This is a genomic window from Hyphomicrobium sp. MC1 (assembly GCF_000253295.1).
In the GTDB taxonomy this organism is placed as follows: Bacteria; Pseudomonadota; Alphaproteobacteria; order Rhizobiales; family Hyphomicrobiaceae; genus Hyphomicrobium_B.
Genome location: NC_015717.1, coordinates 527,114 through 543,454, shown reverse-complemented (window position 1 = coordinate 543,454; position 16,341 = coordinate 527,114). Strand labels below are relative to the sequence as shown.

The window sequence follows — 16,341 nt, the reverse complement described above, 5'->3', positions numbered from 1 at the left end:
CCGCGGCAAACGGGCCCGGACGACAGAAACCGGCCCGGAAATGGAGAAGAATCAATGTCTAACGCAGTGACCGATGCAAGCTTCGAAGCTGAAGTCCTGAAGTCCAGCGAACCTGTCGTTGTTGACTTCCATGCCCAGTGGTGCGGCCCCTGTAAGGCAATGGCACCCGCCCTCGACCAGGTCGCCAAGGAAATGGCCGGCAAGGTCAAGGTCGTCAAAGTCGACGTCGATGAGAACCCGCAGGTGACCGGCCATTACGGCATTCGTGCTATGCCGACGCTGCTGATCTTCAAGGGCGGCAAGGTTGCGGCTCAGCACACCGGCGCCATCGTGCAGAAGAAGAAGCTCGAAGACTGGATCAACTCCAGCGTCGCAGCTTCGGTTTAAGCCCTGCCGCACTCGGATAACGAAAGCCCCGCTTCGCGCGGGGCTTTTTGTTTGCGCGAAACAGAGCGCTTCAGTCGGCAATTTTATCGATCGTCGGCACGACAACAGCGAAAATATCGTTGAGAGCCGCCAGGCTTGCCTCGTGCAGATCCTTGGCCGAAACCGCACCGCCGGACGGATTGGGAAGCGACCGCGTCGCCGTTGCGTGTCCGATCACCGTCGCGCGATAGCCGTGATTGAACGCAGCGCGCGCGGTCGAATTCACGCAGACGTGCGTCATGAAGCCGACAAGCGCGACCTCCTCGACACCATAGCCTTTGAGCAGATCATCGAGATTGGTCTTCTCGAAAGAGCTTGGATAGTTCTTCACGACGACCGGCTCGCCATCACGCGGGGCAACGATGTCGGCGATCGCGCCGATGCTGTCGCGCACATCGTAGGGCGTGCCAGGACCGGCATCGTGCTGGATGTGAATGACAGGCCGCCCCGCGTTGCGATAGCGGCTCAAAAGGGACTGGCATTCGATAAGCGCCGGCTCGACACCTTCGAGCTGCATCACGCCTTCCCGGTACGTGTTCTGACAGTCGATCAAGATGAGCGCCGAATGCGCGACACTCGCGGGCGTGTAGCCCATACCCGTGATATCGCGCAGCGTGCGTGAAACCGGCATCTTCAGGAATCCTGCTCTAAGTCGCGTTTATCGCATCGAATGGAAAAAAGCTTACATCGGCGGATGCTCTGCACCAGTCGGCGGAGGACCGAGCGCATCCAGCTCGTCGTTCTCGGCATCCGTATAAATGCGTGACCGCGTCAGGAAGCGAACGCCTTCCGGACTCTCGACAGAAAAGCCCGATCCACGCCCCGGCACAACGTCGATGATCAGATGCGTGTGCTGCCAATATTCGAACTGGGAGCGGCCCATATAAAACGGCTGGCCGCCGATCTCGCCCATGTAGACGTCTTGCGCGCCGACTTTGAATTCGCCGCGCGGATAGCACATCGGCGCACTGCCATCGCAACATCCGCCGGACTGATGAAACAACAAGGGGCCGTGAATGCCGATGAGTTTGTTGATGAGATCGAGCGCCGCCTGCGTGCAGGAAACCCGCGACACTTGAGATTCAAATTTTTCCGCCGTTTCGGTTGTCATTTTTTCCTCCGCGAGGGCTCGCAATTCTAATTCTTCTTATCAACGCTCTCCTGAGAGCAAGTCTCTCCCGCAACGGGCATCAATGTAAAACGCTGCCCAGCCCCCGCAGGCAGCGAAAAGCCGATAGCTGGTCCAGGCGCGATATCCAGAACATAGGCACGCGCACGACAGGCGACACCTCCGTCGCGATCCTCCATTTCGTAGACCGGCACACCGTCGACTTCGCCAAGAAGATGATCGCGCGCCCCGATCCGCAACGCCTGAGCCGGTAGACAAATCGGATACTGCCGCCCTCCCACACGACCACCGCTTGTATGAAGCATGAGCGGCCCGTGATCGTCACGGGCCTGCGCAAGCGCAGCCCGAGCTTCTGGCGTTGCTGAAATCTTGACCGACGTCATCCGAGCATCCCGTCTCTTTGGTCGGGGCGAAACATATCGATAAGAGGCAAACGCAAACGGGGCGCATCCGTTGCCGGAACGCGCCCCGCGGAACTCTTAAAGCGCGAAGGCTCAGAAGAAGCCGAGCGCCTTCGGGCTATAGCTGACGAGCATGTTCTTCGTCTGCTGATAATGATCGAGCATCATCTTGTGCGTCTCGCGGCCGATGCCCGACTGCTTGTAGCCACCGAACGCAGCGTGCGCCGGATAGGCGTGATAGCAGTTCGTCCAGACGCGGCCAGCCTGGATACCGCGGCCCATGCGATACGCGCGCGTACCGTTGCGGGTCCACACGCCCGAGCCGAGGCCATAGAGCGTGTCGTTGGCGATCGCCAGCGCTTCCGCATCGTCTTCGAAGGTCGTAACGGAAACGACCGGTCCGAAGATTTCCTCCTGGAAGACGCGCATCTTGTTGTGGCCTTCGAGCACGGTCGGCTCGACATAGTAGCCGCCCGCGAGTTCACCGCCGAGGTTGGCACGACGGCCGCCCGTCAGGACGCGAGCGCCTTCGCCCTTGCCGATCTCGATGTAGCTCAGGATCTTTTCGAGCTGATCGTTGGACGCTTGCGCACCGATCATCGTCGAAGCGTCCATCGGATGACCTTGCTTCACCTTCACGACACGCTCAAGAGCCCGCTCCATGAACTTCTCATAGATCGAGCGCTGGATCAGCGCACGGCTCGGACAGGTGCAAACTTCGCCCTGATTCAGCGCGAACATCGTGAAGCCTTCGAGGCACTTGTCGAAGTACTCGTCGTCCGCATCCATCACGTCGGCGAAGAAGATGTTCGGCGACTTGCCACCCAGCTCCAGCGTGCACGGAATGATGTTTTCCGACGCGTACTGCATGATGAGGCGACCCGTCGTCGTCTCGCCCGTGAAGGCAATCTTGGCGATGCGCTTGTTCTGCGCCAGCGGCTTACCCGCTTCGACACCGAAACCGTTGACGACGTTGACGACGCCTTCCGGCAGGATATCGCCGATGATGTCCATCAGAACCATGATCGACATCGGCGTCTGCTCGGCGGGCTTCAGCACGACGCAGTTACCGGCGGCAAGCGCAGGTGCCAGCTTCCAGACTGCCATCAGAAGCGGGAAGTTCCATGGAATGATCTGCCCGACGACGCCGAGCGGCTCATGGAAATGATAGGCGACGGTATCGTGGTCGATCTCGGCAATCGAACCTTCCTGCGCGCGGATACAGCCCGCAAAATAGCGGAAGTGATCGATCGCGAGCGGCAGGTCGGCGTGCGTCGTCTCGCGGATCGGCTTGCCGTTGTCGATGGTCTCGACAAGCGCCAGGACGTCGAGATTTTCTTCCATCCGATTGGCGATTTTCGCCAGTACGCGGGCGCGCTCGGCAGGCGAGGCATTGCCCCAGGATTCGCGCGCCTTGTGCGCAGCGTCGAGCGCCAGTTCAATATCTTCCGCCGTTGAACGCGCGATCTCGCAAACCTGCTGGCCGGTAATCGGCGTCACGTTGGAAAAGTATTGGCCGCGCACCGGCGCAACCCACTTTCCACCAATGAAATTGTCATAGCGCGGCTTGATGATTTGCCGGCCTTTGAGCTTATCCATAGCTACGTGCTGCATGCTTCATCTCCTCCGGAATGACGCCTGTTCGGCGATCTTATTTGCTTTGGTGTTGGTCGTGCTGGAAGCTTGGTTTCTATGGCTCCGTTCTTGGGGTGCCGCAACAGGCCTGCAGTAGGAGCTGCAGACCGATATAGTCGCTCTAACCTAGCGCATTTCGCGGACCGCTGAACCGAAAAAACGCCGGACGTCGGATGCCCCGCCTTGACTTGGCGCAAGCCGGCAAACACCGCCGTTGCAGCTTATTCGAGGCCTTGCTGAAGGGAAAGCACATGGCCCGCCAAATAAAGCGAACCGCAGATTAAAACTCGCTTCGGACCTTCAGGCAGCCCCGCAATCGTCTGCAGCGCGTCGATCACGTTTTTGCGATCAAGCGACTGCATACCGGCGTTTCTGGCGACCTCCGCAAGATCCTCTTCGCTGTGCGGCGCCTCATGCGCACCGGGGATCGGTACGGTGTAGATCGCACGAACGAGCCCGCGGAACGGCGCCAGAAAACCGAGTGAGTCCTTGCCACCCATCATCCCGACGATCAGATAGACGGGCTTGGGAGATTTCTCATCGAGCGTTGCAAGCGTATCGGCGAGCATATCGCCCGCGGCCGGGTTATGACCGCCGTCGAGCCACAGCTCGGCTTCCTCACCGAGGATGGCCGGCAGCGGACCTGATGTGAGCTGCTGCATGCGCGCCGGCCATTCGACCGTCCGCAGCCCCTCCTCGATGGCGCGTTCGTCGACAGCAAGCTCCGGAACCGTCTCGCCAAGAACGAGCGCCGCCGCTACAGCCGTTCCAGCATTGACGATCTGATGCCGGCCGATCAGCGCCGGAAGCGGCAGATCGAGTAGCCTATCTTCTCGCTGCACGACCAAGCGCCCGGCCTGTTCGTAAGCGTCGTAGTCCCGGCCCCAAACGGTCAGCGGCGCACCGATCGTCCGGGCTCGACCTTCAAGCACAGTCAGCACATCATCCGTCTGTTGCGAAATGATGCCGGGAACACCGGATTTCAAAATGCCGGCTTTCTCGAACGCGATCTTGCCGAGGGTCGGGCCGAGCTTCTCGGCATGATCCATTGAAATCGGCGTGATGACCGTCAGCGCGGGCCTGGCGATCACGTTCGTTGCATCGAGCCTGCCGCCAAGGCCGACCTCAAGCAGCAGCACATCGGCGGGGCGCTCCGAAAACGCCAGGAAGGCTGCCGCCGTTGTAATCTCGAATTGGGTGATGTCGTCGCCGTCATTCACCGCATGCACGCGCGTCAACACATCGACGAGCGCATCCTCGTCGATCGCTTGCGCCTTCCCGCCTTCGCCGGCGAGCGCGATGCGTTCGTGAAAGTGCACGAGATGCGGTGACGTGTAGATGTGGACGCGCTTCCCCGCCGCCTCGGCGAACGCGCGAAGATATGCCGTCACCGAACCCTTGCCATTGGTCCCGGCGACATGGACGACGGGCGGCAGCTTCTTTTCCGGATGACCGAGCTTCGCAAGTAGACGCTCCACCCGGCCGAGCGACAGGTCGATCAGCTTCGGATGCAGGAGCATCATGTCGGCCAGAATCGCGTCGCTGGTCCGCCGTTTCGTCGACGAGGTCATATCCGTGCGCCCCGCATTTTTTTTGAAGGGTTCGTTAGGCGCTCCGCGGCGCATCTTTCTGTGCCGCCGAAGCTGCAGTCTCGTCACGCTTCGGCTTGTCCGCCTTGGCCGGTTCGAACCGCTGGCTGTTCGGCACGGCCTCAGGCTCGACCACGCCGGACTCACGAGCCGCCGTCTCGATGACGTTGCTGTCGACAGATGAACCGTTGACGTATGGCTTGCCGTTGACCTTGCCTGTGCTCTTCGAAGCCTTAACCGTGGCCCCGCCCATGAGCAGCCGGCAGACGCGCGCCAAAGTCTCGCGCATCTGATGACGATGCACGACCATGTCGATCATGCCATGCGACAGCAGGTATTCCGCGCGCTGGAAGCCGTCCGGCAACTGCTCGCGGATCGTCTGCTGAATGACGCGCGGACCGGCAAAGCAAATGAGCGCTCCGGGTTCTGCAATATGGACGTCGCCCAGCATGGCGTATGATGCCGTAACGCCGCCGGTCGTCGGATCGGTGAGAACAACGATATAGGGAAGGTGCGCATCGCGCAGCTTCTGCACCGCAATCGTCGTGCGCGGCATCTGCATGAGCGACAGGATGCCTTCCTGCATGCGCGCGCCGCCCGAGGCCGCAAACAGAATGAACGGCGTCTTGAGTTCCAAGGCGCGCAGCATGCCCGCGATAATCGCTTCGCCCGCAGCCATGCCGAGCGAGCCCGCCATGAAGCGGAAATCCTGAGCCGCGGCGACGATCGGCATGCCTTCGAGCTGGCCTTCACCGACGAGAACAGCGTCTTCGAGCTTGGTCTCGGCCTTGGCGTCTTTCAGACGATCCGTGTATTTGCGGCCGTCGCGAAACTTCAGCGGGTCCTGCTGCACGGTCGGAACGGCGACCGTCCGATACTCGCCAGCATCGAACAGATGTTGCAGCCGCTGCTGCGAACCCATGCGCATATGATAGTTCGAGCCGGGTACAACGAACTGGTTCGCCTCGAGGTCTTTGTAAAAAACCATCTGGCCCGACTCCGGGCACTTCACCCAGAGATTGTCCGGTACCTCACGCTTCGCCGTCGACAAAAGCCCGCTGATTTTCGGGCGAACGACGTTATTGATCCAATTCACGTCCCGTTGGCTCCTCAAAAGCCGCTATAAGGTGTGCTTACCGCATCAGCGTGCGGGCACAATGGCACCCCTCTCTCAGTCCGCCCATCTTTGGCGCTCCATGGCGAACCGGCGCTCGGACATGGACCGGACATGGGGTGCAGAAGGCCGTATCCAATAGAGCTAATCAAGGAAAAGCGCTAGTCGGCGCTTAGTGCCGAGCTTAATTCACGGACCAGTCGAGAAACGCTCTCGCAGGTCGTCCCGCTTGGCTCACCCTTTGATCCTAAAGACTTTTCGATGGCCGACACAATAGCCGAGCCGACCACGACGCCGTCTGCTCCCCGGGCAATTGCCCGCGCCTGCTCGCCGGTCCGGACGCCAAAGCCCACCACAACCGGCAGCGGTGTCGCGCTTTTGATCCGCTTCACCTCATTGTGAACATCGTTCACTACGGGCGCGGCGGCCCCGGTGATGCCGGTGATCGACACGTAGTAAACAAAACCTGACGTGTTCTGCAGTACCGCTGGAAGACGTTTCGCGTCCGTTGTTGGCGTTGCGAGCCGGATGAAGTTCAGCCCGGCCTTAAGCGCCGGCAGACACAGCTCGTCGTCGGCCTCGGGTGGCACATCGACGACGATCAGACCATCGACGCCCGCCGCCTTCGCATCCTTGATGAAGCGCTCGTTGCCGTAGACGTAGATCGGGTTGTAGTAGCCCATCAGTACGATTGGCGTCGCATCATCCTTGGTGCGAAATGCCCGCACCATTTCGAGCGTCTTGATCATGTTTTGGCCGGCCTTGAGAGCCCGCTGCGAGGACGCCTGGATCGCCGGACCGTCCGCCATCGGATCGGAAAACGGCATGCCGAGCTCGATGATGTCGGCCCCTGCTTTGACCAGATCGTCCAAAATCGCCGCGCTCGTTTCGAGGTCGGGATCGCCCGCCGTCACAAACGTGATCAACGCCTTGCGCTTCTGTTTCTTCAGCGCCGCAAAGCGCGCGTCGATGCGTGTCTCGTGCTTGGTCATCGTCAGATCTTCATGCCTAGATGCTTCGCGACTGTGGCCAGATCCTTGTCGCCGCGGCCAGAAATATTGACGACGAGAAGGTGGTCCTTCGGCAACGTCGGCGCGAGCTTCTTCACATGCGCCAGCGCGTGGCTCGACTCGAGAGCCGGAATGATGCCCTCAAGCCGCGTGCAGAACGTCAGCGCATCAAGCGCCTCCGTGTCGGTCGCCGGAACGTAGGTCACGCGGCCGATATCCTTCAGCCACGAATGTTCCGGCCCGACGCCTGGATAATCGAGGCCCGCCGAAATCGAATGCCCTTCGAGGATCTGTCCGTCGCTATCCTGCAAGAGATACGTGCGATTGCCGTGCAGAACGCCCGGCGAGCCACCCGTCATCGACGCCGCATGGCCGTTCTCGACATCGACCCCGTGACCGCCCGCTTCGACGCCATAGATCGCGACGTCCTTATCATCGAGGAACGGATGAAACAGTCCGATGGCATTCGAGCCACCACCGATGCACGCGACCAGCGTATCCGGAAGACGGCCTTCCGCCTCCATCATCTGCTCGCGCACTTCCCGGCCGATGATCGCTTGGAAATCGCGCACCATCGCCGGATAGGGATGCGGACCTGCCGCCGTACCGATGAGATAATATGTGTCGCGAACGTTCGTTACCCAGTCGCGCAGCGCTTCGTTCATCGCATCTTTCAGCGTGCCTGCACCAGAGGTGACGGGATTGATCTTGGCGCCGAGGAGAGCCATGCGCGCAACGTTCGGCGCCTGCCGCTCGACGTCGGTTGCACCCATGTAGATCTCGCACGGCATGCCGTACTTCGCACAGACCGTCGCCGTCGCAACGCCGTGCTGACCTGCACCGGTTTCCGCGATGATGCGCGTCTTGCCCATGCGCCGCGCCAGCAGGATCTGGCCAAGGCAATTGTTGATCTTGTGCGAGCCGGTGTGATTGAGCTCTTCACGCTTGAAATAGATCTTGGCGCCGCCAAGCTCCGCTGTCATGCGCTCCGCGTAATAGAGCGGGCTCGGGCGCCCCGCATACGTCAAGCTGAGATTGTTCAGCTCGCGCTGAAATTCCGCATCCACCTTCGCCGCCTCGTAGGCGCGTTCGAGATCAAGGATCAGCGGCATCAGCGTTTCGGCGACGAAGCGGCCGCCGAAGATGCCGAAAAAGCCCCTCTCGTCCGGTCCTGTTGCGAAACTGTTGAGCGCGGCTTCCGCCGCCTTCGTCGATGTGGTTGCCATGTCGGTCGCCGTAAAGGCCTCGCTGTGTCGCCTTGCTCCCGCATTGGGAGAGAGAATGTCTAGGTGTGCTTAGCGGTCTTCGCTGCCTGAAGAAAGCGGCGGATTCGCTCGGGGTCTTTGACGCCGGGCGCTATCTCGACGCCCGACGAAACATCGACCGCAACGGGGTGTGTCCGGGCGATCGCCGCCGCGACGTTGTCAGGGCTCAGACCACCCGACAACATGAACGGCAGATTGTCCGACATGCCATCAAGCGCCGCCCAATCGAACGTACGCCCGTTGCCGCCCGGCAAGTCCGCACCGGGAACGGCCTTCGCATCGAAAAGGATAAGGTCAGCGATGCCCACATAAGCGCCTGCCTTCCGTGCATCCTCAGCCGTCGCGACGGAGATAGCCTTGATCACCGGACGTCCGAACAGCTTTTTGATTTCAGCAACCCGTTCCGGTGTTTCGCTGCCATGAAGCTGCAGCGCGTCGGGCGAAACTTCATCGACGATCTCGCGCAGTGCTTCGTCGGTGGCGTTGACCGTCAGCACGACGCTTTTCACGCGTCCGCGCGCCAACGCCGCAAGCTCCTTGGCCCGGCTGATTTCGAGATGACGCGGGCTTTTTTCGAAAAAAACAAATCCGACGTAATCGGCGCCGCCGGCAATGGCCGCGTCCAATGCTTCAGAAGTCGAGATCCCGCAAATTTTTGCGCTAATGCTCATAAAGTTTCGCGAGTTAGGCCGTCGGGTTACTCATGAGACGCTGCTTTTGCCAGCGCTTCAATGCAATGAAAGTCCGCACCTTCGACCGGTCCGATCGGATATGCACTCTGGTGCAATCCGTAAGTCGCAGCCGTTGCGTGATAAAACGTCGAGGACGCTCGAAAGCAGCGCGAAAAATCAGCGGCCGGAGATAGCCAACTGACCGCTTGCAGCAGGCGCCTCGGTTTCACGCTCGCGCGTGAGACGGTCGGCTTCAGCCTGCCATCGCGCCGCACGGCGGCCTTGAGAGCGGGCGGTCTGACGCCATCGGCTCTGCCCCATCCACGTGGCGATACCGCCGAGAACGACACCCAAGACAAGCGCCGCCAGCAGATAAATATAGAAAGGCAGTTCAATCGAAAGCGCAGGTGTTTCCGGCCGGAACGGATCAAGGATCAGATCGACCGGTTGACGATTGGAAACCGCAATCGCCACCAGAATGATGCCGAGCGGAAAGCCGATAAGAAGCGACAGAATGCGCCTGAACATGACGGACCTCATTTCGGCTTTCGATCGGCGACTGAACTTTTCGCTCAGTGACCGTTGAGCTTATTGAGCCGATCCCGAAGCTCTTTGCCGGTCTTAAAGAACGGGACGAACTTCTCGGCAACTGCGACTGTTGACCCAGTCCGCGGATTTCTTCCCTGCCGAGACGCCCGATGTTTCACGGTGAATGCGCCGAAACCACGAAGCTCGACGCGATCTCCTCGCGACAAAGCGTCAACGATCTCATCGAAAATGACATTCACGATGCGCTCGACGTCACGATGATAAAGGTGAGGATTGGCAGTTGCGATCCTCTGCACCAGCTCCGATTTGATCACGTTTCGCTCCCCAGCTCGACGGCCATTTATCGTTATTTTTCAGAAGGGTGCCAAACTGAGAGAAGACCGTCAAGCCCGAGTGTTGAAATCGTCCGATCACGAAGCAAAAAATTTGTTGCATCGGCCGCCGATGGCCCGAACAGCCACCCGGCGATGCCCGCGGACATGCCCAGAATCCCGTAACTCCCTGATTTTTCAGGCTTCCAGTCGGTAACCTTGGCGTTCTGGGGAACGTTTTTCACGTCCTTCAGCCACTTCACGGCCTCATCCTCGCCGCCGATCTGGTCGACGAGCTTGGCCTGCAGGGCCTCCCGGCCGGAGAAGATTCGACCATCGAGTAGGCCCGGAATATCGGCCGCCTTCACGCCGCGGCGGGTCTCGACCAAGCCCACGAACCACTTGAAGCCATCCGCGATCATGTCCTGGATGACCTTCTTGCTACCATCATCCAATGGCTCGAACGGCGACGGCGACGCCTTCAGCGGACCGCTTTTCACTTCATTGACTTTAACCCCGATCTTATCGAGCAGCTGTACGAATTCCGGCCACTGCACGATGACGCCGACAGAGCCGGTGATCGAGTTGCCACGCGCCACGATATGGTCGGTGGCAATGCCGGCGATATAGGCGGCCGAGGCCGCCATGGTGCCGAATTCGGCCACAACCGGCTTCTTCTTGGCGAGCGCCCTGATCGCCTCGTAAAGCGCCTCACCACCCGTTGTCGTGCCGCCGGGGCTGTTGATGAAGATCAGCACGCCGGAAACGCTGTCGTTGTCGGCGATGTCCTTCAGCATTTGAAGCTGATCGCGATCTTCGGTGATCGTGCCGGTAATGGTCACCCGCGCAATCTGTTTCTCGCCCGCCAACGTAGCGAGTTTGTTGCCCCCCAGCGCCAAAGCGCCAAGCGCTACGGCGATCGCGGCAAGTCCCAGACCGCGCCAAATCGAGACCGAACGGCGAAGCCGGCGGCGGTCGAGAACAGTTTCCGTTTCAAGCATAGGGTAGCCTCTCCCTCGGCATTCGAGCTGGGAGAACCGGGGGGCCACCAGCACGGGATGCATTCTGCGCGCGAACGTAGGCAAGGTTTGCCTCGCGGGCAACGGGGCACGCTGCGGCGTCTCGTACAAAAGTTAAGCGCGCGGCAAGGGTTTGCCGCGCGCCTATTAATATTCCTTTCAAGACCGTTGCCGGCCTTGGCCTTATTCGTTCTCTTCGGCGCCTTCGCGCTTCTTGATCGCGGCCTTGAAGATGTCGCCCAGCGAAGCGCCCGAGTCGGACGAGCCGTACTGAGCAACCGCCTGCTTCTCTTCAGCCAACTCGAGAGCCTTGATCGAAACCGCGATGCGGCGTGCAGCCTTGTCGACGGATAGAACCGCCGCATCGACCTTGTCGCCGACGTTGAAGCGCTCAGGACGCTGCTCAGAGCGGTCACGCGAAAGATCGCCGCGCTTGATGAACGACGTCAGCTCGCTGTCCGCAATGCGAACCTCAATGCCGGCATCGCTGACCGACGTGACCGTACCGGTCACGGCATCGCCCTTCTTGTACTTCGCCATCGCGTCGGCCGGATCGCCGGCGAGCTGCTTGATACCGAGAGAGATGCGCTCCTTCGAGCCATCGACGTCGAGAACGACGGCTTTGACGTTGTCGCCCTTCTTGTAGTCCTTGATGACTTCGTCGCCCGGCTTCTGCCAGTCGAGGTCGGACAGGTGGACCATGCCGTCGATGCCGTTGTCGAGGCCGATGAACAGACCGAATTCCGTGATGTTGCGGATCGGGCCTTCGACGACAGAACCCTTCGGGTGCTGCGTCAGGAACGAATCCCACGGATTTTCCTGCGTCTGCTTCAAGCCAAGCGAGATACGGCGCTTCTGCGGATCGACTTCGAGAACCTGCACTTCGACCTGCTGGCTCGTCGAAACGATCTTGCCCGGGTGCGTGTTCTTCTTCGTCCAGCTCATTTCCGAGACGTGGATCAGGCCTTCAACGCCCGGCTCCAGCTCAACGAACGCGCCGTAATCAGCGATGTTCGTGACGGTGCCCTTCACCTTGGCGCCGATCGGATACTTGCTCTCGATCGAAGACCACGGATCCGACTGCAGCTGCTTCATGCCGAGCGAAATACGCTGCGTTTCCGGATTGATGCGGATGATCTGCACCTTCACCGTATCGCCGACGTTGAGGATCTCGGACGGATGATTGACGCGGCGCCATGCCATATCGGTGACGTGCAGCAGGCCGTCGATGCCCCCCAAGTCGATGAAGGCGCCGTAGTCGGTGATGTTCTTGACGAGGCCGTCGATGATCTGGCCTTCGGCCAGACGCGCGACGATCTCGGTGCGCTGCTCTGCACGGCTCTCTTCGAGAACCGAACGACGCGAAACGACGATGTTGCCGCGACGGCGATCCATCTTCAGGATCTGGAAGGGCTGCTGCTGATGCATCAGAGGTCCGATATCGCGAACCGGACGAATATCGACTTGGCTGCCCGGAAGGAACGCGACGGCGCCGTCGAGATCGACGGTGAAACCGCCCTTGACCTTATTGAAGATGACGCCCGTGACCTTTTCGCCCTTTTCATAGAGGCGTTCAAGGCGCGTCCAGCTTTCTTCGCGGCGAGCCTTGTCGCGCGACAGCACCGCTTCACCGAGCGCATTCTCGACGCGCTCCAGGTAGACTTCAACGGTGTCGCCGACTTTGAGGTCGCCGGGCTTTCCACCGACGCCGAATTCCTTAAGCGCAACGCGGCCTTCCATCTTCAGGCCGACGTCGATGATCGCCATGTCTTTTTCGATGCCGACGATCTTGCCCTTAACGACGGAACCTTCGAACAGGTCGTCCTTGGCAAGGCTTTCAGCGAGGAGGGCGGCAAAATCCTCGCGCGAGGGGTTAAGTTCTTTGGTAGCGAGTTCGGCGGACATTAGGTCTCCTAGATTGATGGCGTAAGCTCGGCGCTGTGGCCGGGCGTGTTGCGTTGAATGGTTGAAAACGCCATTGATCCGAGCCGCGCGAACGCGATGCCCGGTTTATTGGCGCTGATATCTCTGGAATGATGTCACCGTGATGGGCCGCAGCCCTACCGGTCAGAATTCGGGGCCCCTATAGGGCGCCCAACCGGCTGATCTTCCTCATGACCATCCGACGGCGACGTCGAATGAGGGTGGATATAACGAACCGGCCCCGCAAACGCAAGGGTTGCAGGGCCTTAACTTTTCGGCCGCGGCGACTTCGCTGGCATCAGGTCCGTGCAGACGCCTTCCGCCACCTCGGCGGCCATGCCGACCGATTCCGACAGCGTCGGATGCGGATGGATTGTCTTGCCGATATCGACCGCGTCGGCCCCCATCTCGATTGCCAGGCAAATCTCGGAAATCAGGTTTCCGGCCTCTGTTCCGACGATGGCGCCGCCCATAATCCGCTCTGTTTTCTCGTCAAAAAGCAGCTTGGTGAAGCCTTCATCGCGGCCATTGGCGATGGCCCGGCCTGAAGCCGCCCACGGAAACACCGCTTTTTTGTAAGCAATTCCCCGCGCCTTGGCCTCGGTCTCAGTCAGACCGGCCCAGGTAATCTCCGGGTCGGTATAGGCGACCGACGGGACCTGCCGCACATCGAAGAAACTTTTTTTACCGGCGGCATTCTCAGCCGCAACATGCCCCTGATGAACGGCCTTATGCGCCAACATCGGCTCGTCTGCGATATCGCCGATGGCAAAGATATGCGGGACATTCGTGCGCATGTCCTTGTCGACCGGAATGAAGCCACGCTCGGAAACTGCTACGCCCGCGTTATCCGCCGCTATCATTTTCCCGTTCGGCTTGCGTCCGACGGCCACGAGCACGAGACCGTATCGCCGCGGTTCAGGCGGCGCATTCTCGCCCTCAAACGTCACGTAGATACCGTCGCGCTTCGCTTCCGCCGCGACGACTTTCGTCTTCAGCATCACCTTGTCGAAGCGACGCGCATTGACCTTCTGCCAGGTGCTGACGAGATCGCGATCCGCCCCCGGCATCAAGCCGTCGAGCAACTCGACCACGTCGAGCCGCGCGCCGAGCGTCGAATAGACCGTCGCCATTTCGAGCCCGATGATGCCGCCACCGATGACGAGCATCTTGTCCGGAACCTGTCGAAGTTCCAACGCGCCTGTTGAATCGACGATACGCGGATCCGATGGCATGAACGGCAACGCGACCGCCTCCGATCCTGCAGCGATGATCGCCTTCTCAAAGCGCACGGCCTCTTCATGCCCATCGTCGAACCGCACCTTCAGATGGTGCGCGCCCGCGAATGTGCCCGTGCCGCGCAACGTCGTCACCTTACGCGCCTTCGCCATCGAAGCGAGGCCGCCCGTCAACTTGCCGACGACACCATCCTTGAAGGCTGCGAGCTTTTGCAAATCGACTTTCGGCGCCCCGAACGAGATGCCGTGTTTCGCGAGCGCCGCAGCTTCGTCGACAACGAAAGCCGTGTGCAACAGCGCCTTCGACGGAATGCAGCCGACATTCAGGCAGACACCCCCGAGCGTCGGCCAGCGATCGACAAGGATGGTCTTCGCTCCGAGGTCAGCCGCGCGGAACGCCGCAGAATAGCCACCCGGCCCAGCGCCGAGCACGAGCACCTCGCAGTTATGATCCGCATCGCCGGAATAATCTTTCGCAGCAGACGCGACAGGTGCGACCTCTGTCTTCTTCGGAGCTTCCGGCTGCGATGGAGCCGTCGCCGCGCCCGACTCGAGCGTCAGGATCACGCTGCCTTCGCTCACTTTGTCGCCAACCTTGACAAGCAGATCGACGATCTTCCCGGCTTCCGGCGCCGGAACGTCGAACGACGCCTTATCGCTCTCGAGCGTAATCAGCGGATCTTCCGGCGCAACGCTCGCACCCACCTTCACGTGCACCTCGATGATGGGCACGTCCTTGAAGTCACCGAGATCGGGAACGCGGATTTCTTTTTTGCTCATGTCGGCGGCCTATAGCACCAGCTGCCGCACATCTGCCAGCGCATCGCAGATCTTGCGCAGGAAGCGCGCTGCAAGCGCGCCGTCGACCACGCGGTGATCGTAGGACAGGCACAGCGGGAGCATCAGCCGAGGCTGAAATGTCGAGCCATCCCAAACCGGCTTCATCTGCGCGCGCACTGCGCCGAGAATAGCGACTTCCGGTGCATTGACGATCGGCGTGAAGTTCGTGCCGCCGATGCCGCCGAGGCTCGAAATCGAGAACGTCGCGCCCTGAATATCCGCTGGCGTAATCTTGCCGTCGCGCATCCGCGCCGATACCGCCGTCAACTCTTGACTGAGTTCCAGGATGCCCTTGCGGTCGACATCCTTGATCACGGGCACGACTAGTCCATCCGGCGTGTCGACCGCGACGCCGATGTTGTAATAGCGCTTCAGGATCAGCGCATCCTTGCCCGGCGCGAGCGACGCGTTGACCTCGGGATACTCCTTCAATGCCGAGACGGAAGCCTTCAGCAGAAACGCGACAAGCGTCACTCGATAGCCCTTCGTCTTTGCCGTCGCGTCGAGTTCTTTGCGATAGGCTTCGAGATCGGTGATATCGGCATCGTCCGAGTTGGTGACGTGCGGGACGTTGAGCCACGCGCGATGCAGATTGGGACCGGTCAGCCGCTTCAAACGCGACATCGGCTTCGTCTCGACAGGCCCATACTTCGCAAAATCCTGCGGCGGGATTTCCGGAATGCCGGACATTGCCGCGCCCGATCCCGCTGGCGTTCCGCTCCGCGCAATGAAAGCCTTTACATCCTCCTTGGTGATCCGCCCCTTGTTGCCCGTGCCTTTCACTTTCGTCAGATCGACATCAAGTTCGCGCGCGATACGTCGGACAGACGGACTCGCAAAGACGGCATCGAAATCGGCAGGCGGCGGCAGTTCGCTTTCTTCGGGGGGCTCAGCGGGGGAAGAATTTTCCGCTGCCTTGGATTTCGGAGCGGCGTCCGCTTCGCGGCTTTTGCCGTTTGCGTCCGGTTCTCTCTTGCTCTCGCCCGCCGTGTCGAGCCGTAAAATGGCACTCCCCTCGCTGACCTTATCGCCGATCGTTACGAGAATTTCTGCGACCTTGCCTTTCACAGGCGACGGCACATCCATCGACGCCTTATCGCTTTCAAGCGTAATCAGCGGATCGTCGGCGTTGACCTCATCACCGGGCTTTACCTGAATCTCGATGATCGGCACATTTTCGAAGTCACCGATATTCGGAACTTTGACATCGACGAGCGGCAT

The 16,341-nt window shown here is 60.4% G+C and carries 16 protein-coding genes; 1 reads left to right on the top strand and 15 read right to left on the bottom strand.

The genetic code is table 11. The features are described from left to right. Positions 1 to 54: 54 nt before the first annotated feature. A complete protein-coding gene (gene trxA, locus HYPMC_RS02505) occupies positions 55 to 387 on the top strand; it encodes a thioredoxin (RefSeq protein ID WP_013946197.1) in 333 nt (110 codons plus the stop codon). A gap of 70 nt (positions 388 to 457) precedes the next feature. Here trxA and HYPMC_RS02500 read toward each other — a convergent pair whose 3' ends face one another. From HYPMC_RS02500 to HYPMC_RS02430, 15 genes are all read right to left on the bottom strand, one after another. Then, a complete protein-coding gene (locus HYPMC_RS02500) occupies positions 458 to 1,057 on the bottom strand; it encodes a cysteine hydrolase family protein (RefSeq protein ID WP_013946196.1) in 600 nt (199 codons plus the stop codon). Positions 1,058 to 1,108: 51 nt separating this feature from the next. Continuing rightward, entirely contained in the window at positions 1,109 to 1,537 is a 429-nt protein-coding gene (locus tag HYPMC_RS02495) for a DUF779 domain-containing protein (RefSeq protein ID WP_013946195.1), read from the bottom strand. Between the two features lie 26 nt (positions 1,538 to 1,563). Continuing rightward, positions 1,564 to 1,938 carry a DUF779 domain-containing protein gene (locus HYPMC_RS02490; RefSeq protein WP_013946194.1) on the bottom strand — a complete coding sequence of 125 codons (375 nt, stop codon included), beginning with the start codon at positions 1,936 to 1,938 and terminating at the stop codon, positions 1,564 to 1,566. A gap of 111 nt (positions 1,939 to 2,049) precedes the next feature. Then, complete coding sequence (gene adh, locus HYPMC_RS02485; protein ID WP_013946193.1) at positions 2,050 to 3,570, bottom strand: aldehyde dehydrogenase; 1,521 nt, start codon at positions 3,568 to 3,570, stop codon at positions 2,050 to 2,052. A gap of 242 nt (positions 3,571 to 3,812) precedes the next feature. Then, positions 3,813 to 5,162 (bottom strand): folylpolyglutamate synthase/dihydrofolate synthase family protein, encoded by a 1,350-nt coding sequence (locus HYPMC_RS02480; RefSeq protein ID WP_024275323.1) that lies wholly within the window; start codon positions 5,160 to 5,162, stop codon positions 3,813 to 3,815. 34 nt (positions 5,163 to 5,196) lie between these two features. Further along, entirely contained in the window at positions 5,197 to 6,276 is a 1,080-nt protein-coding gene (gene accD, locus HYPMC_RS02475; RefSeq protein WP_013946191.1) for an acetyl-CoA carboxylase, carboxyltransferase subunit beta, read from the bottom strand. A 179-nt stretch (positions 6,277 to 6,455) separates the two neighbouring features. Beyond that, the gene (gene trpA / locus HYPMC_RS02470) at positions 6,456 to 7,286 is read right to left on the bottom strand and encodes a tryptophan synthase subunit alpha (protein ID WP_013946190.1); all 831 of its coding nucleotides are present in this window, start codon (positions 7,284 to 7,286) and stop codon (positions 6,456 to 6,458) included. Positions 7,287 to 7,288: 2 nt separating this feature from the next. Next, complete coding sequence (gene trpB, locus HYPMC_RS02465) at positions 7,289 to 8,530, bottom strand: tryptophan synthase subunit beta (protein ID WP_013946189.1); 1,242 nt, start codon at positions 8,528 to 8,530, stop codon at positions 7,289 to 7,291. Between the two features lie 59 nt (positions 8,531 to 8,589). Further along, a complete protein-coding gene (locus HYPMC_RS02460) occupies positions 8,590 to 9,240 on the bottom strand; it encodes a phosphoribosylanthranilate isomerase (protein WP_013946188.1) in 651 nt (216 codons plus the stop codon). Between the two features lie 177 nt (positions 9,241 to 9,417). Then, positions 9,418 to 9,768, bottom strand: a complete 351-nt coding sequence (locus HYPMC_RS02455; RefSeq protein WP_013946187.1) for a lipopolysaccharide assembly protein LapA domain-containing protein — start codon at positions 9,766 to 9,768, stop codon at positions 9,418 to 9,420. 44 nt (positions 9,769 to 9,812) lie between these two features. Continuing rightward, entirely contained in the window at positions 9,813 to 10,103 is a 291-nt protein-coding gene (gene ihfB / locus HYPMC_RS02450) for an integration host factor subunit beta (RefSeq protein ID WP_013946186.1), read from the bottom strand. A gap of 32 nt (positions 10,104 to 10,135) precedes the next feature. Further along, entirely contained in the window at positions 10,136 to 11,101 is a 966-nt protein-coding gene (gene sppA / locus HYPMC_RS02445; RefSeq protein WP_013946185.1) for a signal peptide peptidase SppA, read from the bottom strand. A 201-nt stretch (positions 11,102 to 11,302) separates the two neighbouring features. Beyond that, positions 11,303 to 13,024: a 30S ribosomal protein S1 gene (gene rpsA / locus HYPMC_RS02440; RefSeq protein WP_013946183.1), complete on the bottom strand. Its 1,722-nt coding sequence runs from the start codon at positions 13,022 to 13,024 to the stop codon at positions 11,303 to 11,305. Between the two features lie 284 nt (positions 13,025 to 13,308). Further along, positions 13,309 to 15,060, bottom strand: coding sequence for a dihydrolipoyl dehydrogenase (gene lpdA, locus HYPMC_RS02435; protein ID WP_013946182.1), 1,752 nt, complete (start codon positions 15,058 to 15,060; stop codon positions 13,309 to 13,311). Between the two features lie 9 nt (positions 15,061 to 15,069). Further along, positions 15,070 to 16,341, bottom strand: a complete 1,272-nt coding sequence (locus HYPMC_RS02430) for a 2-oxo acid dehydrogenase subunit E2 (RefSeq protein WP_013946181.1) — start codon at positions 16,339 to 16,341, stop codon at positions 15,070 to 15,072.

What these genes read in the sequence shown, in the direction of transcription:
- trxA (WP_013946197.1), top strand. Translation starts at nt 55, where the DNA reads ATGTCTAACGCAGTGACCGATGCAAGCTTCGAAGCTGAAGTCCTGAAG.
- HYPMC_RS02500 (WP_013946196.1), bottom strand. Translation starts at nt 1,057, where the DNA reads ATGCCGGTTTCACGCACGCTGCGCGATATCACGGGTATGGGCTACACG.
- HYPMC_RS02495 (WP_013946195.1), bottom strand. Translation starts at nt 1,537, where the DNA reads ATGACAACCGAAACGGCGGAAAAATTTGAATCTCAAGTGTCGCGGGTT.
- HYPMC_RS02490 (WP_013946194.1), bottom strand. Translation starts at nt 1,938, where the DNA reads ATGACGTCGGTCAAGATTTCAGCAACGCCAGAAGCTCGGGCTGCGCTT.
- adh (WP_013946193.1), bottom strand. Translation starts at nt 3,570, where the DNA reads ATGCAGCACGTAGCTATGGATAAGCTCAAAGGCCGGCAAATCATCAAG.
- HYPMC_RS02480 (WP_024275323.1), bottom strand. Translation starts at nt 5,162, where the DNA reads ATGACCTCGTCGACGAAACGGCGGACCAGCGACGCGATTCTGGCCGAC.
- trpA (WP_013946190.1), bottom strand. Translation starts at nt 7,286, where the DNA reads ATGACCAAGCACGAGACACGCATCGACGCGCGCTTTGCGGCGCTGAAG.
- trpB (WP_013946189.1), bottom strand. Translation starts at nt 8,530, where the DNA reads ATGGCAACCACATCGACGAAGGCGGCGGAAGCCGCGCTCAACAGTTTC.
- HYPMC_RS02460 (WP_013946188.1), bottom strand. Translation starts at nt 9,240, where the DNA reads ATGAGCATTAGCGCAAAAATTTGCGGGATCTCGACTTCTGAAGCATTG.
- HYPMC_RS02455 (WP_013946187.1), bottom strand. Translation starts at nt 9,768, where the DNA reads ATGTTCAGGCGCATTCTGTCGCTTCTTATCGGCTTTCCGCTCGGCATC.
- sppA (WP_013946185.1), bottom strand. Translation starts at nt 11,101, where the DNA reads ATGCTTGAAACGGAAACTGTTCTCGACCGCCGCCGGCTTCGCCGTTCG.
- rpsA (WP_013946183.1), bottom strand. Translation starts at nt 13,024, where the DNA reads ATGTCCGCCGAACTCGCTACCAAAGAACTTAACCCCTCGCGCGAGGAT.
- lpdA (WP_013946182.1), bottom strand. Translation starts at nt 15,060, where the DNA reads ATGAGCAAAAAAGAAATCCGCGTTCCCGATCTCGGTGACTTCAAGGAC.
- HYPMC_RS02430 (WP_013946181.1), bottom strand. Translation starts at nt 16,341, where the DNA reads ATGCCGCTCGTCGATGTCAAAGTTCCGAATATCGGTGACTTCGAAAAT.